Here is a 15,313-nt window from a genome sequence, read left to right as displayed (position 1 = left end):
CGGTGAGTTCCGGGCCGGGTGGCGGGTTGCGGAGTGGTGCTGCGGAGCGGGTGGTGCGGGGCGGGCGGCGCGTGGGAGCGCGCCCGGCGGCGGCGCGTCGGGACTCAGGCGGGTGCGGGGACCGGCGGGGCGGTCGGGTCGAAGACCGGTGCGTACCGGCGCCACGGCAGCCGACGCTCCAGCTCCCCGGCGGTCCAGAGTAGTCGCCTCTCGGCACCCGGGGGGCCGACCAACTGGACCGCCAGCGGCTGTCCCGTGGGCCGGGTGCCGGCGGGCAGCACGAGGGCCGGGAGACCCGCCAGGTTCCAGGCCGCCGTCCACGGCGCCCAGCGCCCCTGCGCCGTCACGTTGGCCAGGAAGGAGCGTTCGTGCCAGGGCCGGGCAGGCAGCGGCGGGCCGGTCACGACCGGCGTGAGCAGCAGATCGACGTCGGCGAAGAACCCCACCATCCGCTCGCGGAACCGCGCGGCGGTGCGCGGACGGACCAGTCCGGCGGCTCGCACGGCGCGCCCGAGCCGGGCGTGGGTGCGGCTGCGCGGCTGGAGGTCGGCGAACGGGATGCCGAGGTGCGCCGCGTCGTCGGCGGCGGCGGCCGCCCAGCGGGCCAACGCGCCGCCCGCTGCTCCGGGAGTGATCGGCGGGTCGCGCCGGACGACGGTGTGCCCGGCCGCGACGAGGGCCGCGACCACGGCGTCGACGGCTGCCCGGGCGGGCCCGTCGGCGCGGGTGCCGGGCACCGGCGAGCGGGTGGAGACGGCGATGCGCAGCGGCCGGCCGGGCGCCTCGAGCGGAGCCGGCTCCTCCCCCGCCAGCACCGCGTGCGCGACCGCGAGGTCGGCCACGGTGGTCGCCAGCGCGCCGTTGACGGTCATGCCGGACCAGTCGTCCGCGCCGATGCCACCGGGCACCACGCCGGCGCCCGGCTTGAGGGTCACCAGCCCGCAGGCGGCCGCCGGCAGGCGCAGCGAGCCCATCCCGTCGTTGCCGTGGGCGAGCGGCACCGCCCCGGAGGCGACCGCCGCCGCGCTCCCGCCGGAGCTGCCGGCCGGCGAGCGGGCGGTGTCCCAGGGGTTGCGGCAGACCGTGCCCGGCGCGTCGGTGGCGCCGTAGAGCCCCAGCTCCGGCATGCGGGTGATGCCGACGACGACCGCCCCCGCCCGGCGCAGCCGGGTGACGACCTCGTGGTCCCGGGTCTCCGGCTGCCCGGCGCGTGCCGGCGCGCCGTCGGTGCAGACCTCACCCGCGACGGCGACGTTGTCCTTGACCGCCACCGGCACCCCGGCCAGCGGCATCGCGAAGCGGGTGAGCGCGGTGTCGACGGCGTACGCCTCGGCCAGGGCGGCCTCGCGGCGGACGACGCGGAAGGCGCTGATCCGCGGCTCGACAGCGTCGAGGTGGGCCAGGTGCGCGCGGACGACCTCGACCGCGGTCAGCTCCCCCGACCGGACCCGCGCGGCCAGCTCGGTGGCCGGGAGGCCGACGATCCGACCGCCCGGGAGACCTCCGCTAGCGTCCATGCCTGGACCGTAACCGCGGCTGCCGACACTGCACGAACGGGAGGCTGGCATGGGCTCGCGGAGCTACACCGGGGACGTCGAGGTGGGTGGCCCGGCCGACGTCCGGGAGCTGCCGGGGCTGACGATCAGCAAGCTGGCGGTCAGCGAGATGGCCAACAACGCCTACCTGCTGCGCGACCCCGACTCCGGCGAGGCGCTGCTGATCGACGCGGCGGCCGAGCCCGAGGCGCTGCGCGCGTTCATCGGCGACGCCGACGTCCGCACCGTCGTCACCACGCACGGGCACTGGGACCACCACCGCGCGCTGCCCGAGGTGGTCGAGGCGACCGGCGCGGTCACCGTGGCGCACCCCGCCGACGCCGACGAGCTCCCCGTCCCGGTCCAGCGGCCCGTCGTGCACGGCGAGACCGTCCGCGTCGGCGCGCAGACCCTCGAGGTGGTCCACCTGCGCGGGCACACGCCGGGCAGCATCGCGCTGGTCTGGCGCGGGCCGGAGGGCGCGGGCACGCACGCCTTCACCGGCGACAGCCTCTTCCCCGGGGGTCCTGGGAGGGCAACGAGCCCGACCGACTTCACGTCGCTGATGGACGACCTGGAGGAGCGGATCTTCGAACGGTTCGACGACTCGACGTGGATCTACCCCGGCCACGGCAAGGACAGCACGCTGGGCGCCGAGCGCCCGCACCTCGCGGAGTGGCGCGCCCGCGGCTGGTGACCCGGTTCAGTGGTGGGTCGACCACCGTCCCGGCTCGACCACGATCGTCGTCACGTTGGTGAAGTCGCCGAGGACGGTTCCCGTGCCGGTGGTCACGATCTCGTGCGTCCCCGGCGACAGCGGCTGCAGGAGGGCGACCAATCCGGACGCGACGGAGAGCGCCTGCTGGGCTGGGACCCCGAGGAGGTTGTCCTCCGGGAGGTCGAGCCGCAGCAGGGGCGACTCCACCGGGGTCAGCGGGATGGGCTCCCCGTCGACGGTGACGGTGAGGTCGCCCTGCAGCACGTCCAGATCCCGTACGCACTGGCGCAGCTCGGCCTCGTTGCCGCCGTAGAACGGTGGCTCCTCCACGGTGCTGCACTCGACGCTCAGGGCCGCGACGAAGATTTCGGTACCGACATCCACGGTGCACGTCGGTACGGCCGCGGGGTCCAGGGTGAATGGTGCGACCACTCCGTCCAGGTCGACGCACCAGGCTTCGCCCGCGGCTAGCGGGTTCGCGGGCACGGGCGTTTCGAGGACCGTCTCCCAAAGCTCCCCAAGGAGGGTCGCCAGCTCACGGTCCGGTACAGGCCGCGACCCATGGTCCGGTGCAGCGGATGCCGCTGGAGCTGTGACCACCACGCCGACCACGACGGCCAGTAGGACACGCGCAAGACGCCACATCGGCCATCCCTTTTCGGTCACGACACGCGGGGCAGGCGAAATCTGTACGCCTGTGGGTACCGAGTATCTGCAGTGCGGACACGGCAGCTGTTGGGTCGGGAGATTATCCGCGCCTTTGGCCGTCCGAGGTCAAGGCCGTGACCGACGGATGCCCTGGACGTTCTTCTCATACCGCAGGACTTGCCGAGGCCTGACGCATGAGCGGGCGGCACGGCGAACACCAAGCCCGCGTCCCGCTGGTCCCGCTCGCGCAACCAGCCTCCAGCCACCAGAGGTCGCGCAGACGGAGCTGGTTGAGTGACCGATCTGAAAGCACGACCCGCGGGTGAAGGCCGCGAACTGCACATGGCCGGGTTGGCCGGCGCCCGCAGGAGCGGACAAGGATGGGAACGACATCTATAGGAAACGACATGCGTAGGGCCGCTCGGCAGCACTGGCCTCCAGCCCTAGTGCACTGGACCAGTCAGCGGATCAAAGCTCAAGCTCGGACTTGTCGGACGGTGCCGCCTGATGCCGTCCACGCTCGTCAGCGCTCCCCTGCGTGTCGGCCTTTGACCGCTGTTTCGGCCCCGGTGACGCGCAGTGCGCGACCACATTGCGACCGCAGGAGCACATGGCCCGGACGCGCGGACTTGATCACGTAGGTCTGCCGGAAGTACGCCGCCGCGCCTGCGCCCCCGACTGCTACGCCTTGGAGCGATCGAGGCGCTGGTACTCGAGCTCGCGCACCTTGAGCGGCGCTGGTTCGGCACCCTGGGGCTCGGCCGCCGGGACACGCCCGCGGCGCCCTGCTCAGCAACGCTCGCGCGTTCGAGGGCCGAGAGCCGTCGACACCAAAGCCCGCGTTCGCGATGGGACGCTGGCCAGCATGGACGAACGAGGCGCGCGGGCGATCGTCGAGGAGATGCTCCGACGCCAGCAGGCAGGCGACGACACCTTCCTCGACGAGCTCGTCGCCGTGGACATGGTCAACCACGCGGCCGGTCCTCAGGGCCGCAGCGGGCTGGCTTGGATCCTGCGCACCATCGACCACGATCTCGGACCGGTCACCCTCGGACAGCACCACCTCATCGGGAACGGCGACACCGTGGCGCAGCACCTCACTCTGCACGGCACCCATCGGGAGTCGACGATGCCCCTGCTCGCCGATGTGCCCCCGTCGGGTCGCCCCACGTCGTGGACGTTCATCCACATCTGGCGCGTCGCCGACGAGATAATCGTCGAGCACTGGGCGTGCCGCGACGACATGGGCCTGCTCGAGCAGGTGCGCGGCTGATCGTGTGAGTTCGGGCCGGGCCCGCCGATGGCCTCGATCACACCCGTTGAGGGGAGGCGACCAGCTCCGGTGCTGTCACGACCAGTCAGCCGCGGTGATTTCGGCGGGATGGTCGGTGGGCCACTGGACCAGCTCGATCCGGTTGCCGTCGGGGTCCGTGATCCAGGTGGTCAGGAAGTCCGCTGAACCATCGGGTGACTCGGGCTCGGCAACCTCGATGCCCTTCGCCCTGAGGTCGGTGATCGTGGCCTCCATTGACTCCACCTGAATGACGAAGTGGCTGAGGCCGGTGCCCCAGTGTCTGCCAGCTTCGGTGGGGTCGAAGACGAGCTCGACGCTGACGACGTCGTCGTCGGGCAGTTTGAGCATCGTCAGCTGTCCGGACGGGGTCTCCGGCACCCGCCCGACCACCTGGTAGCCGACGGCCGTGTAGAACGCGACCGCCCGATCGGGATCAGCGACCCGGAGGCCGAGATGTAGCGTCCTCATCAGTTCGCTCCTGTTGTCTGCGTGGATGACGGCCGCTGGATGCGATAGCGGAGGTGCAGAACCCGGTGCGCGGGGTCGGCATCTGAAGCGTTCAACACGCGGGTCAGCTCCAGCTCGGTCGGCTCGGCGGGCAGGTGGTCGAACAGGCGTCGTCCTCGTCCGAGGAGGACGGGGACAATGTGCAGTTCCATCTCATCAAGCTCACCGGCCCGGAGCAGCGCTTGAGCGGCCCCGGCGCCCTGCACCACCACGTCGGCGTCGCCCGCGGCGGCGCGGGCCTGCGCGGCGCAGGCGTGGACGTCGGTGACGTAGCGGACGCTGCCTGGCGGAGGCTCCTCCGGCACGTGGTGGGTCAGCACGAAGACCGGGACGCCGTCGTGGTGGTCGCCGTGCCAGCGGTCGGCGTGCTCGTAGGTGCGGCGCCCCGCGATCACAGCCCGGGTGGCGTTCATCTCGGCGAACACCTGACCGTTCGGTCCCGGGTCCAGGCGGTGGTCCAACCAGTTGAACAACCGGAACCCCCCGACGCCCATCGGCGCGTCCACGCTGTCCTGCGGCCCGACGACGAAACCGTCGAGGGACATGGTCATGTCCAGCCGGATCGCCTGGGTCCCGACTCTCATGTGGTCCTGACCAACGACGACCACGAATCTCATCGGCCTCCGCACAACGCCGGCTGCGGATCGCGATGGACGTGCTCCACGAGCGAGCTCTCGACGAAGCCGCCGCGACAGCCGGTGGCCGCACGTTCAGGTGGGCCCCGTGGGGATCGAACCCACAACCCGCGGATTAAAAGCTCCCCCCACACACACTTCTGATCAGCAGATTTCGGTTGCAGTCGCGCCCTGAGCAGCGCATATACCGTTTGCAGTGATCGGCTCGTGATGGCTTCAGATGGTCCTCTTGTGGGCGTCTTGTGGGCGCGATAGGCATCCAGGCAGACGCGACCGGTCCCCCGCAACTCCGCAACCAACCAGGCAGCAGATGCGCCCCGCGCCGCGCGCGGTGACCCGAACGCCACTGATGCCCCTCCCGCTCGCAAGCCACAGAAGGACAGCGGTGTCGTCTCGTCCCAGTACGTGGTGAGCGGCGTCAAGGATTAGGGCGGATAGGGTGCTCCGGCCCTGAGCTGCACTGATACAAGACAGCCAATCAGCCTCAACCGAGGCCGATCAGAGGGGCATGTGCCCCATGGGGCGACAGGCGGGTCAGGTAGCGGCGCGCCGGGCGGCCAGCGGGGGGCGCGCAGCGGTCAGGACGACGATCGAATACCGCCCCCCCGGATCCCCGCTGGATCGTCTCCGGCCGCACCGGTCGCCGGAAAGATGACATGAGGAGGGACCCCCTCAGCTCAGCGCACCCTGGGTGCGTCAACTGTGATGGAGCTTGAGGAGGCCCCGATGGGGATCCTAGGCGGGCTGGACATTCACCGGCGGCAGATCACCTTTGACTATCTCGACGAGCGCAGCGGCGAGACCCGGCACGGGCGGATCGCCCCGGCCGACCGGATGCTGCTGCGCGGCTGGCTGCAGAAGCTCCTCGCCGACGCGGGCAAGCCGGCGGCGTTCGCGGTGGAGGGGTGCACCGGCTGGCGGTTCGTGGTCGAGGAGTTGCAGCGTGCCGGGGTCGAGGCGCATCTGGCCGAGCCGGCCGACACCTCCGCCGCGCGCGGGCCGAAACGGCGGGCCAAGACCGACCGGGCCGACGCCCGGCTGCTGCGCGAGCTGCTCGCCGACGGCCGGCTGCCCGAGTCGTGGATCCCGCCGGCGCAGGTGCTGGAGATGCGCGCCCGGCTGCAGCTGTTCCGCGACCTGCGCGAGCAGCACACCGCCTGGGTGCAGCGCGTCCACGCCATCCTGCTGCACCACGGCGTCCCGGCGGTCACCGGCGGCCTGCTCGGCGCCGACAACCGCCGCCGGCTCGAGGTCGGTGAGGGCCTGTCACCGGCGGGGCGCGAGGCGGTGGCCGCCGCGCTGCGGATCCTCGACGCCCTGGATGCCGAGCTCGATCCGCTGCGCAAGCAGATCACCGCGTTCGCCGCCCGCCAGCCCGGCTGCCGGGCGCTGCAGGCCGACTACGGCATCGGGCCGATCACCGCGACCGCACTGTGGACCGAGCTGGGCGATTCCCGCCGCTTCTCCGCCTCCCGCAAGGCGGTGCGGCACACCGGGCTGGACATCACCGTGCACTCCTCCGACGGCAAGCGCAGCGCCGCGCACCTGTCCCGGCAGGGCTCGCCGCTGCTGCGCTGGGCGCTGTTCGAGGCCGCCCAGTGCGCCGCCCGCCCCGGCTCTCCCGACCACGCCTACTACCGGCGGGTCGCCGAGCGGGTCGGCGGCAATCGGGCCGCCCTGTCGGTGGCCCGCAAGATGGTTCGCCGGGCGCATCACACGCTGCGCGCCCTCGGTGACCAGGCCCTCGCGCCGGTCTGATCGCCGCAGTTCTGGTGCGCGCATCTGCCCATCCACTGATGCCCGCGGCCCGCTCCAGCTGAAGCGCTGCCGACCGTGCCTCGCGCACGGAACGGCCTTGAAAGACCGAGCGGCCGCCCGTCCCGCGGGACACCCCATCGATCACCATGTCGCCGCAGCCGCCCCGACCCTGGCTGCGCGCACCGAGATAAGGCCGGGCGCCCGCGCACCGCACCCCTGCCCCTGCCCCTGCGACCACCGGCGCGACGCCGGACCGGGAGCCGCGCATCGACCGAACGCGCTCATTCCGCCCCTCCGCGGCGAGCAGTCTGTGCCGGTCCTCGCCGCGGTCAAGGTCGTTCGTCCGGTAGGGCGCTCCACCTTGACCGCGGCTGCGGTCCGGCACCATCTCAAGCCGCCGGACGGGGCCAGGACCATGGACGCGATTGACCGGGGGTCCCTCCACAGATAGGGCGCTTCGCGTAGTAACGACCTGAGCGGTGGAGGTCTGGGACATCCCCCTGATGGGGTCACGGGCTTGGTGTCCCACCGCATGAGGATGTCGTGTCCAACGGTAGTGCTGGCCGGCTGTCGCGTGGTGATCGTCGGCGCAACGAGAGGCTGACCCGGCTGCGGGCGGTGATCACCCGGGAGTCGGCGGTGCTGGCCTTCGACCTGGCCGGAGACAAGCAGGTCTGCGCGCTGTGCGACCAGGACTCGGCGGTGATCGCCCGGCGCACGATCACCGCGAAGGCCTGGCAGCTGTCCGAGGCGGTGGCCTGGGGGCTGGCCCGGGCGGCCGCGGCGGACTTCGCCTCGGTCGTGGTGGCGTGTGAGCCGACCGGTCACCGCTGGCGGGGGGCTGGACCAGCTCGCCGCCGAGGCAGGCGTGCGGCTGGTGTGCGTGCAGCCGCTGCTGGTCGGCCGGGCCCGGGAGGCCGAGGACTTCACCCGGAACAAGAACGACGACTCCGACGCGGTGATCATCGCCCGGCTGGTCACCGAGCTGCGCTGCTACCTACCCGAGCGGGCCGAGCCGGCCTGGGCTCGGCTGCGGCACCTGGGCGCCCGCCGCGCCGGCCTGGTGCTGGCCGCTGGCGCGGCCGGCGGTCTTGGGCGCGGCGGTCGAGCCGTTGGAGTCGGCCAGCTGGCGGGCCGCCATGACGGTCGTGCTCGACCGGGTGGCCGACACCGGCGATCTAGGTGTGATCCGCCGGTCTGGTTGGTCCCGGTTCGCCGCCACGGTCCGCCATGAACTCCCGCGGCATGGCACCGCGCGCTGGCACTCGCCGATCGTGCGGGCGGTCTTCGCCGCCGCCACCGACCCTGCCCAGGCCGGTCTGGGGGTGGCCGAGCAGCGCGCCGGGGCGCTGGAGCGGGTCCGCTTCGCGCTGGAGGACCTGGCCCACGCCCGCGCCGAACTCGCCGCCGTGGAGACCCGGATGCGCGCCGTCCTCGACGCCCTCGGCCTGACCGAACTGGTCACCAGCATCCGCGGGCTGTCGGCGGTGGGCGCCGCGGCGATCCTGGCCGAGACCGGCGACCCACGCCGGTTCTCGTCCGCCCGCGCGCTGGTCAAGCACGCCGGGCTCTGCCCACGCGACAACACCTCCGGCGGCTACCAGGGCAAAACCGCCATCAGCGGCCGCGGCCGCGCCCGGCTGCGCCTGGCCGCCTGGCGGGCGGTCTTCCCCGCGCTGCACCACAACCCGGTGCTGGCCGCCCGCCACGCCCACCTGGTGGGCCGCGCCGACCGGCAGCTGACCGACGCCCAGGCCCGGGTCGCCGTCGCCGGCAGCCTGCTGCGCCAGCTGCACGCAGTGATCACCACCGGCACCCCTTGGGATCCGGCGATCGCCGCCGGCAGCACCCGCGCCGGAGGGGAGGTCGCCTCCGCCGCCTGAGCACGCCCGCTGGTCACGGGCGGGGCGAGCCCGCATGCGCGTCGGGATCACATCCCGCAAGGGACCCTGGGCAGCCCCGCCCGTCTCCCACCAAGCCCGGATGAAGGCTGTCGGGAACAACCCGCTTGACGCTACGTAGGGCCGGAGACGGGCACCGGGCACCGCCCGCAGCAGCGCACAACCCCCACCAAGATCAGCTCGACCGGACCGCCGGCCGAGCCACCCCACCCTGCCCGAACCACCTCGACCCCGGACTTGACCTCGACCTCATAGGTTGGTCCCTACGGGATGGGCCTGCGGCCCACCCTTCCCCCGGCTCGGTGCAGCCGGAGGCGGGGCGGGTTATGGGGAAAGCGGAGGAGTGGGATGGAACGCCTTGCCCCGTCCAACGCGAGGCGCCCCCTCCCAGCCGGAGCGGCCGGCCGGGGTGAGGTCAGCCACGCCACCGCGAGGGCGGCGAGCAGCAGAGCGGCGGCCAGTCCGGTGCGGCCGTCGGCGTCCATGGGGCCACCGTCCCGTCCCGCCCGGGACGCCCCTGCCAGCCGCCTGGACGTCCGCTGGGAGGCCGGGCCGACAGGACGCCGGCCCGGCCCGTCGTCTCAGCCCCGGCTCGCGCCCGGCACCAACAGCACCTTCCCCGCATCGCCGGTGAGCAGCTCGACCGCGGCCTCTGCCTCGTCGAGGGGCAGGCGGTGGGTGATCAGCCAGTCGAGGTCGATGCGACCCGACTGCAGCAGGAGCAGCAACTGCTCCCAGGTGTCCCAGAGCCGACGCCCGAAGATGCCGCGGAGGGTGATGCCCTTCTTGTTCACGAACGCCGCGATGTCGATCGCGGCCGGCTCGCTCGGGTGTCCGACCGTCACGAGCGTGGCCTCCCGCCGCAGCGCCTCCAGCAGCGGCGGCAGCACTCCGCGCACGCCGGAGACCTCGAACGCGACGTCGAAGCCGCCGCGCGGGCCGGCCAGGTCGCGGCACACGCCGACGACGTCGTCCGACGGGTCGAGCACCCGGGCGCCGATCGACTCCGCCTGCTTCCGGCGGAACGGGTTGGGTTCCACGGCGACGACGGCCGCGGCTCCCAGGGCGAGGGCGATCTGTGCGATGACCAGACCCACGGGTCCGCAGCCGTTGACCAGGACGTACTGCCCGGTCACGGCGTATCCGGACCGCTGGATGGCGTGCATGGCCACCCCGGCCGACTCCAGCAGGGCGCCGGTCTCGAGCGACACCGATTCGGGCAGCGGCACGCAGATGCCCGCGGGGACGGCGACGCGTTCGGCGAAGACGCCGTCGATGTGCATGCCGAGGATGCCGGTCCGCTCGCAGGTGTGCGCGCTGCCGGTCCGGCACGGGTAGCACCGGCCACAGATGAGGTGGCTCTCCAGCGCGACCCGGTCGCCGGGGGTGACGTTCTCGACGCCCGCGCCCACGGCGAGCACCGTTCCGGAGCCCTCGTGGCCGAGGACCACCGGCGGGGTGAGGTTGAACGCCTGCGCCGAGGGCGTCCACTCGTAGAGCTCCCGGTCGGTGCCGCACAGCGAGGCGGCGGCCACCTCGAGCAGCACCTGCCCCGGGCCGGCGACGGGCTCGGCCCAGTCCTCGCGGACCTGGATGCCGCGCTCGGCTGCGTGCTTGACGACGGCCTTCATGGTGTTCTCCTGATCGATCGGTGGGGTGTCCCGCGCGGCTCAGACGAGGCCGGCGAAGCGGCGGAACAGGTCGGGGGTGCCGACCTGACCGCCCTTGAGCAGCACGCGGCAGCCGGCGACGGCCGCCGCGTCATCGGTGGTGCAGATGGGTCCGGCGGTGACGAACTGCTCGTTGACCCGTAGCTCGCCGACCCCCATGGCCAGCAGGGCGTGGCTGGAGGTGTCGCCGCCGCAGACGACGACGTCCCGGGTCAGTCCCCGGCGGGCCAGGTCGCCGGCGAGCCGGCCGATGGTCCCGCCCACCGCGGCGGCGGTGGGGGAGCCGGCGCTCAGCCGGGGGTCGTCGGGACCCCGCGTGGTGTGGGCGACGACGTTCCGGCCGGCCCGGAGTGCCGCCTCGACGGCGGCCGACCACGGCCTCCCAGTGACGTCGCCGGCGAAGTCCCCGGCCGGGATCGGGACGTCGACCCAGCCGTGCCCGACCGCGTCGGCGATCTGGCCGGCGGTCGTGGTTGACGCGGACGCCGACACGACGAGCGTCGGGCCACGGGAGGCGGTGGGAGCCGGCGGCCTGCGGGGGGCGCCGCCACGGAGGCGGGCCAGCGCGGCCATGATGCCTCCGGAACCGACGACGAGCGCCGGTCCGGCGGGACGCGGGTCCCGGAGCAGGGCCTTGGCGACGGTGTCCATCTGCGCCTCGTCCACGGCGTCCACGACGAAGGCCTCGGTGTCGGCCGCCTCGCGCAGTTGCGCCCACCGGTCGTCGAAGGTGCCGTCGGCGTGGGCCGGCAGCTGCAGGCCCGGGACGGGGCGCCGGCTCGCGAGCTGTTCGGCCAGGACCAGCCGCAGGTCGGCCTCGTGCATCGGCGTGGACGGGTGGCGGGCCATCACGGGGTGCCGGTCCAGCCGGTACACCTCGCCTGCGTAGGCGCCGAAGTGCTGGCTGAAGGCGGTGTAGCGACCGAAGCCGGGCTGCGCGGGGACGACGGGCACCGGTCCGTGTCCGGGGAACCGCTCGTGCAGGAGCTCGATCCCCCGCCCGATGCTGCCGACGGTGGGCGAGGAGTCGAACGTGGAGCAGACCTTGTAGAGCAGCACGGACAGGTCCAGGGACGCCAGCGGGGCGAGGCCGGACCGCACCGCCTCGTCGAGTGCGTCGCCGGCCAGCGAGCGGGCCGGTCCGGCGATGCCCACGACGTCGGCGTCGTCCGGCGTCGACCGTCCGGGGTCGAGGACCAGCATGGCGTCGAGCCCCTGGGCGTGCGCCTGCGCGAGGACGTCGCTGGCGCCGGTCAGGTCGTCGGCGAGGAACCCGATGTCGGCCATCAGGCACCTGCCGGGAACGTCTGCAGCGCGTGTGCCAGGGCGGAGTCGCCACGAGCCGCGTGCTCCGCGGCCGCGTCCGCCAACGGGCTCCCACTCACCGCCGCGATCCACGCCTGGCGCAGGCTGCGGACACCGGCGGCCGGCCCGTCCGGGTGGGCGGCAATCCCACCGCCGGCCAGCATGAGCAGGTCGGTCGACCCCACCGCCGCGAACGTCGGACCCGGCGTGTGCACGTTCTGCCCGGACGACAGCGTCGGGAGCGGGGCGGTCGTGGTCCCCAGCGGCGCCTGCAGGCTGCGGATGTTCGCCGCGACCTGCTCGTCCCGCTCGTAGAACTTGCTGCCCAGCCCGCTGGCGTGGACGTGGTCGGCGCCGGCCAGGCGGGCCAGCTGCTGCCAGACCGTGAAGTCCACCCCCAGGGCGGGGGAGCGCATCGAGGCGGCCAGTCCGGCCCGGTGGCCGTGGATGGGCACCTGGGCGAACCCGCGCAGCCACGCGAGCGCCGGCAGGCCCATGACCGGGACGTTGAGCATCACGCAGTTCCCGCCCGCCTCGACCACCAGGTCATGACGGCGCTGGAGGCCGGCGAGGTCCCCGGTGATGTTGAAGGCGTACATCGTCCGGTGCCCGGTGACCTGCTCGGCGTCGGCGATCTCCTCCAGCGCGACACGGACGCGGGTCTCCAGGGGGAGGTACGCCGGATCGGTCATCAGCTCGTCGTCCTTGATGAGGTCGATCGAGGCGCGGGCCAGTTCGCGCACCACGCCGCGGAACTCCTCCTCCACCAGGCCGACGTTCGGCTTGACGATCGTGCCGATCAGCACGCCGTCCGGCACGCCCATGAGCTTGCGGGTGCCCGCCACGCCGAAGGCGGGGCCTGGGTGGGCCGCGACGAACTCGTCGGGCAGCCCGATCGACTGCAGCCGGCAGGCGTACAGCTCGACGAGCTCGAAGAGGTTGCCGGCGACCGCGGTGAGCAGGGTCGCGATGTCGGTACCGATGTTCACCATCGGGAACTCGACGACGACCTCGGCCGCGGTCACCCGCTCCGGCCGGCGCCTCGACGGCAGGGAGGGCGCGCACTCGCCGAGCTCGCGGATCGCCACGACCTCGGCCGCATGGCGCTCGCGGATCCGGTCGGACTCTCCGGGGACGGCGATGAAGGTCCCGCTGGACTGCTCGCCGGCGAGGGCGGCCGCGGCCCGTGCGACGTCGACGGCCTCGATGTAGTAGGTGCAGCGGATACGGCGGGGGTCACGCATGTCGGGGTCCTCGGGTCGGTGCGGGCGGGGATGGCGCGGTCACGCGTGGTGGGGTTTCGGCGGGACCACGGGCAGGGGCACGGGCTCGAGTGCCCCCGCCCGCTTCATGATCCAGGCCGCGACGGTGGGAGCCAGCAGGGCCGTGACGAGGACGGCCGTGGCGGCCTGGGCGGACGCGGAGGCGACGAAGGGCGCGAAGTTGGGGTCCGCGGCGGCGACGGCGGCGGGAACGGCCACCGCGTTGCCGGCCGTGGTGCCGGCCGCGAAGCCGATGCCGCTCTCGCGGCCCCGGCGGAGCAGGAACCGGTAGCCGAGGTAGGTGAGCCCGCCGGTGAGGACGACGACGCCGACACCCAGGACGGCACCGGCGGCACCCCCGGTGAGGACGGTCCGCAGGTCGATGCCGGTGCCCACCGCGAAGGACATGAACGGGATGACCACGTTCGGCACGGCGTCCAGGACCTTGGTCCACTCGCGGTCCACCGCGCCGATGAACAGGCCGATGAGGAAGGGCACCAGCGCGGCGACCAGCGCCAGGAGGGGGATGTCGGCCAGGCCCGAGGCGCCCAGGAACACGAGGGCGAGGAAGGGGCCGTCGTCGAAGGCGCTGGCGACGTAGGCGCCGCGGTCCCGTTCGTCCCCGTACTCGCCGGCGAAGGCGAGCCACATGGCGCCGTTGCTGTTCCCGAAGATGGCGATCAGCCCGAGGATCGAGACGCCGAGGATCCCGTCGACACCGACCGTGAGTCCGAGGACCACGCACAGCGTGATGGGGATGAGGGTCTTGGCGAGGAGGACGACCAGCGTCGTCCCGGCGGCGCCCTTGCCGTTGTGCGTGCCGGTGATGGACGCCCCGGTGGCCAGGACCAGCAAGGCGATGAGGGCGAGGGCGCCCTCCTTGAACAGGGCGGTGGTGAAGCCCCCGATCCCGAGTGCGTCCGGCGCGAAGGTGTTCATGAGAACGCCGAGCGTCAGCGGGATGAGCATCAGGCCGCCCGGGACCCGGCGCATCGCCTCGAACATGGGGAACTTGGATGGGCTCGTCCTCAGGACATCGCTCACGGTGACCTCCATCGACCGGACAATCTGTCCGTACAATTTGTCCGTACGAAGGTAAGGTGATGCGCGCCACGTCGTCAACCCCCTGTGTCGGACAGGGCACGATGCTGGGAGGGACGGCGGCCGGTGCGTCGCCGCGGCGCTCAACGGGAGGAGGGCGGGATGTCCGTCGAGGGGTCCATGGCGTCCGAGGTCACAGACGACGTCCCGCCGCCGCTGGAGCTCGGCCGCGCCGCCGGTGCGCCCCTGTACGCGCAGATCCGCGATGCGCTCCGGCACCAGATCGACAGCCACTCGCTGCCGCCCGGAGCACCGCTGCCGACCGAGGAGGCCCTGCAGGCGCGCTACGGCGTCTCGCGGAGCGTGGTCCGGCAGGCGCTGGGCGACCTCGCCGACCTCGGACTGATCGTCCGTCAACGCGGCCGCGGCAGCGTCGTGGCACCACGCCCCGAGCACCGGCGGCGCGCGGACCGAGCCGGCGGCCTCCGCCAGCAGGTCGAGGCCAGTGGCCACCACCTCCGCACCGAGATCGTCGAGCTGGCGGTCGACGAGGCGCCGTCCGCTGCCGCCGCCGCGCTCGGGGTGACCGACACCTGGCGCCTCGAGCGGATCCGGCGGGTCGAGGACGAGCCGCTGGTGTTCATGCGCACGTGGTTGCCGAGGGAACTCTTCCCGCACCTGTCGGCCGAGGACCTCGACGGCGGCTCCCTGCACGACTGGATGCGGGCGCGCGGCGTCGAGCCGCAGGGCGGCCCGCGCCAGTTGCAGGCGGTGCCCGCGGACGAGGCCGTGGCTGCCCACCTGGACCTGGGCGTCGGTGTGCCGGTCCTGCTGCTGCAGGGGGTGACCCGGGACGAGTACGGGCGCGGGCTCGAGTGGTTCACCGCCTGGCACCGGCCGGACACCGTGTTCGACGTGGACGCCCACGTCCGGCCCCGTTCGCCCGGGGCGGGCGGCGGCGAGGAGCTCGGACGGGTGCGCGAACTGGTGCAGGAGCTGGCCCTGCTGCTCGGTACGCAGTCCCCGCAGGCCTGAGGAG

14 protein-coding genes are annotated in these 15,313 nt (G+C 73.2%); 6 read left to right on the top strand and 8 right to left on the bottom strand.

The features are described 5' to 3' along the window. Positions 1–104: 104 nt before the first annotated feature. Complete coding sequence (locus GOBS_RS09965; RefSeq protein ID WP_012948161.1) at positions 105–1,517, bottom strand: amidase; 1,413 nt, start codon at positions 1,515–1,517, stop codon at positions 105–107. 49 nt (positions 1,518–1,566) lie between these two features. On the opposite strand from GOBS_RS09965, the gene GOBS_RS09960 reads away from it, so the two are divergent. Continuing rightward, complete coding sequence (locus GOBS_RS09960; RefSeq protein WP_012948160.1) at positions 1,567–2,232, top strand: MBL fold metallo-hydrolase; 666 nt, start codon at positions 1,567–1,569, stop codon at positions 2,230–2,232. Positions 2,233–2,238: 6 nt separating this feature from the next. Here GOBS_RS09960 and GOBS_RS09955 read toward each other — a convergent pair whose 3' ends face one another. Continuing rightward, positions 2,239–2,637, bottom strand: coding sequence for a hypothetical protein (locus tag GOBS_RS09955; RefSeq protein WP_166487350.1), 399 nt, complete (start codon positions 2,635–2,637; stop codon positions 2,239–2,241). 1,129 nt (positions 2,638–3,766) lie between these two features. On the opposite strand from GOBS_RS09955, the gene GOBS_RS27325 reads away from it, so the two are divergent. Continuing rightward, positions 3,767–4,174, top strand: coding sequence for an ester cyclase (locus GOBS_RS27325; RefSeq protein ID WP_012948158.1), 408 nt, complete (start codon positions 3,767–3,769; stop codon positions 4,172–4,174). Positions 4,175–4,249: 75 nt separating this feature from the next. Here the strand turns inward: GOBS_RS27325 and GOBS_RS09945 are convergent, their stop codons facing one another. Both GOBS_RS09945 and GOBS_RS09940 read right to left on the bottom strand, forming a co-directional pair. After that, complete coding sequence (locus tag GOBS_RS09945; RefSeq protein ID WP_012948157.1) at positions 4,250–4,663, bottom strand: VOC family protein; 414 nt, start codon at positions 4,661–4,663, stop codon at positions 4,250–4,252. Then, the gene (locus GOBS_RS09940) at positions 4,663–5,286 is read right to left on the bottom strand and encodes a dihydrofolate reductase family protein (RefSeq protein WP_041242113.1); all 624 of its coding nucleotides are present in this window, start codon (positions 5,284–5,286) and stop codon (positions 4,663–4,665) included. The genes GOBS_RS09945 and GOBS_RS09940 overlap by 1 nt, the downstream gene beginning before the upstream one ends. A gap of 777 nt (positions 5,287–6,063) precedes the next feature. Here GOBS_RS09940 and GOBS_RS09935 point away from each other — a divergent pair. The 3 genes from GOBS_RS09935 (at position 6,064) to GOBS_RS25375 (ending at position 8,978) form a co-directional block, all read left to right on the top strand. After that, complete coding sequence (locus GOBS_RS09935; RefSeq protein ID WP_012948155.1) at positions 6,064–7,095, top strand: IS110 family RNA-guided transposase; 1,032 nt, start codon at positions 6,064–6,066, stop codon at positions 7,093–7,095. Between the two features lie 811 nt (positions 7,096–7,906). Further along, positions 7,907–8,329 (top strand): IS110 family transposase, encoded by a 423-nt coding sequence (locus GOBS_RS27320; RefSeq protein WP_166487349.1) that lies wholly within the window; start codon positions 7,907–7,909, stop codon positions 8,327–8,329. Beyond that, positions 8,235–8,978, top strand: coding sequence for an IS110 family transposase (locus GOBS_RS25375; RefSeq protein ID WP_049788212.1), 744 nt, complete (start codon positions 8,235–8,237; stop codon positions 8,976–8,978). Before GOBS_RS27320 ends, GOBS_RS25375 begins: the two co-directional genes overlap by 95 nt. Before the next feature lie 599 nt (positions 8,979–9,577). On the opposite strand, the gene GOBS_RS09925 is transcribed toward GOBS_RS25375, so the two are convergent. Genes GOBS_RS09925 through GOBS_RS09910 form a run of 4 tightly spaced genes read right to left on the bottom strand, consistent with a single transcriptional unit; the run spans position 9,578 to position 14,277 of the window. Further along, the gene (locus GOBS_RS09925) at positions 9,578–10,627 is read right to left on the bottom strand and encodes an alcohol dehydrogenase catalytic domain-containing protein (RefSeq protein ID WP_012948153.1); all 1,050 of its coding nucleotides are present in this window, start codon (positions 10,625–10,627) and stop codon (positions 9,578–9,580) included. A gap of 39 nt (positions 10,628–10,666) precedes the next feature. Then, positions 10,667–11,953 carry a four-carbon acid sugar kinase family protein gene (locus GOBS_RS09920; RefSeq protein ID WP_012948152.1) on the bottom strand — a complete coding sequence of 429 codons (1,287 nt, stop codon included), beginning with the start codon at positions 11,951–11,953 and terminating at the stop codon, positions 10,667–10,669. Next, a complete protein-coding gene (locus GOBS_RS09915) occupies positions 11,953–13,215 on the bottom strand; it encodes a RuBisCO large subunit C-terminal-like domain-containing protein (protein ID WP_012947618.1) in 1,263 nt (420 codons plus the stop codon). Before GOBS_RS09915 ends, GOBS_RS09920 begins: the two co-directional genes overlap by 1 nt. 39 nt (positions 13,216–13,254) lie before the next feature. After that, positions 13,255–14,277 (bottom strand): 2-keto-3-deoxygluconate permease, encoded by a 1,023-nt coding sequence (locus tag GOBS_RS09910; RefSeq protein WP_012947617.1) that lies wholly within the window; start codon positions 14,275–14,277, stop codon positions 13,255–13,257. Positions 14,278–14,436: 159 nt separating this feature from the next. On the opposite strand from GOBS_RS09910, the gene GOBS_RS09905 reads away from it, so the two are divergent. Continuing rightward, positions 14,437–15,309, top strand: coding sequence for a GntR family transcriptional regulator (locus tag GOBS_RS09905; RefSeq protein ID WP_012947616.1), 873 nt, complete (start codon positions 14,437–14,439; stop codon positions 15,307–15,309). Positions 15,310–15,313 lie beyond the last annotated feature (4 nt).

Source organism: Geodermatophilus obscurus DSM 43160, assembly GCF_000025345.1.
Taxonomy (GTDB): domain Bacteria; phylum Actinomycetota; class Actinomycetes; order Mycobacteriales; family Geodermatophilaceae; genus Geodermatophilus; species Geodermatophilus obscurus.
The sequence above is the reverse complement of the archived record's forward strand: the minus strand, read 5'-3'. Positions and strand labels throughout refer to the sequence as shown.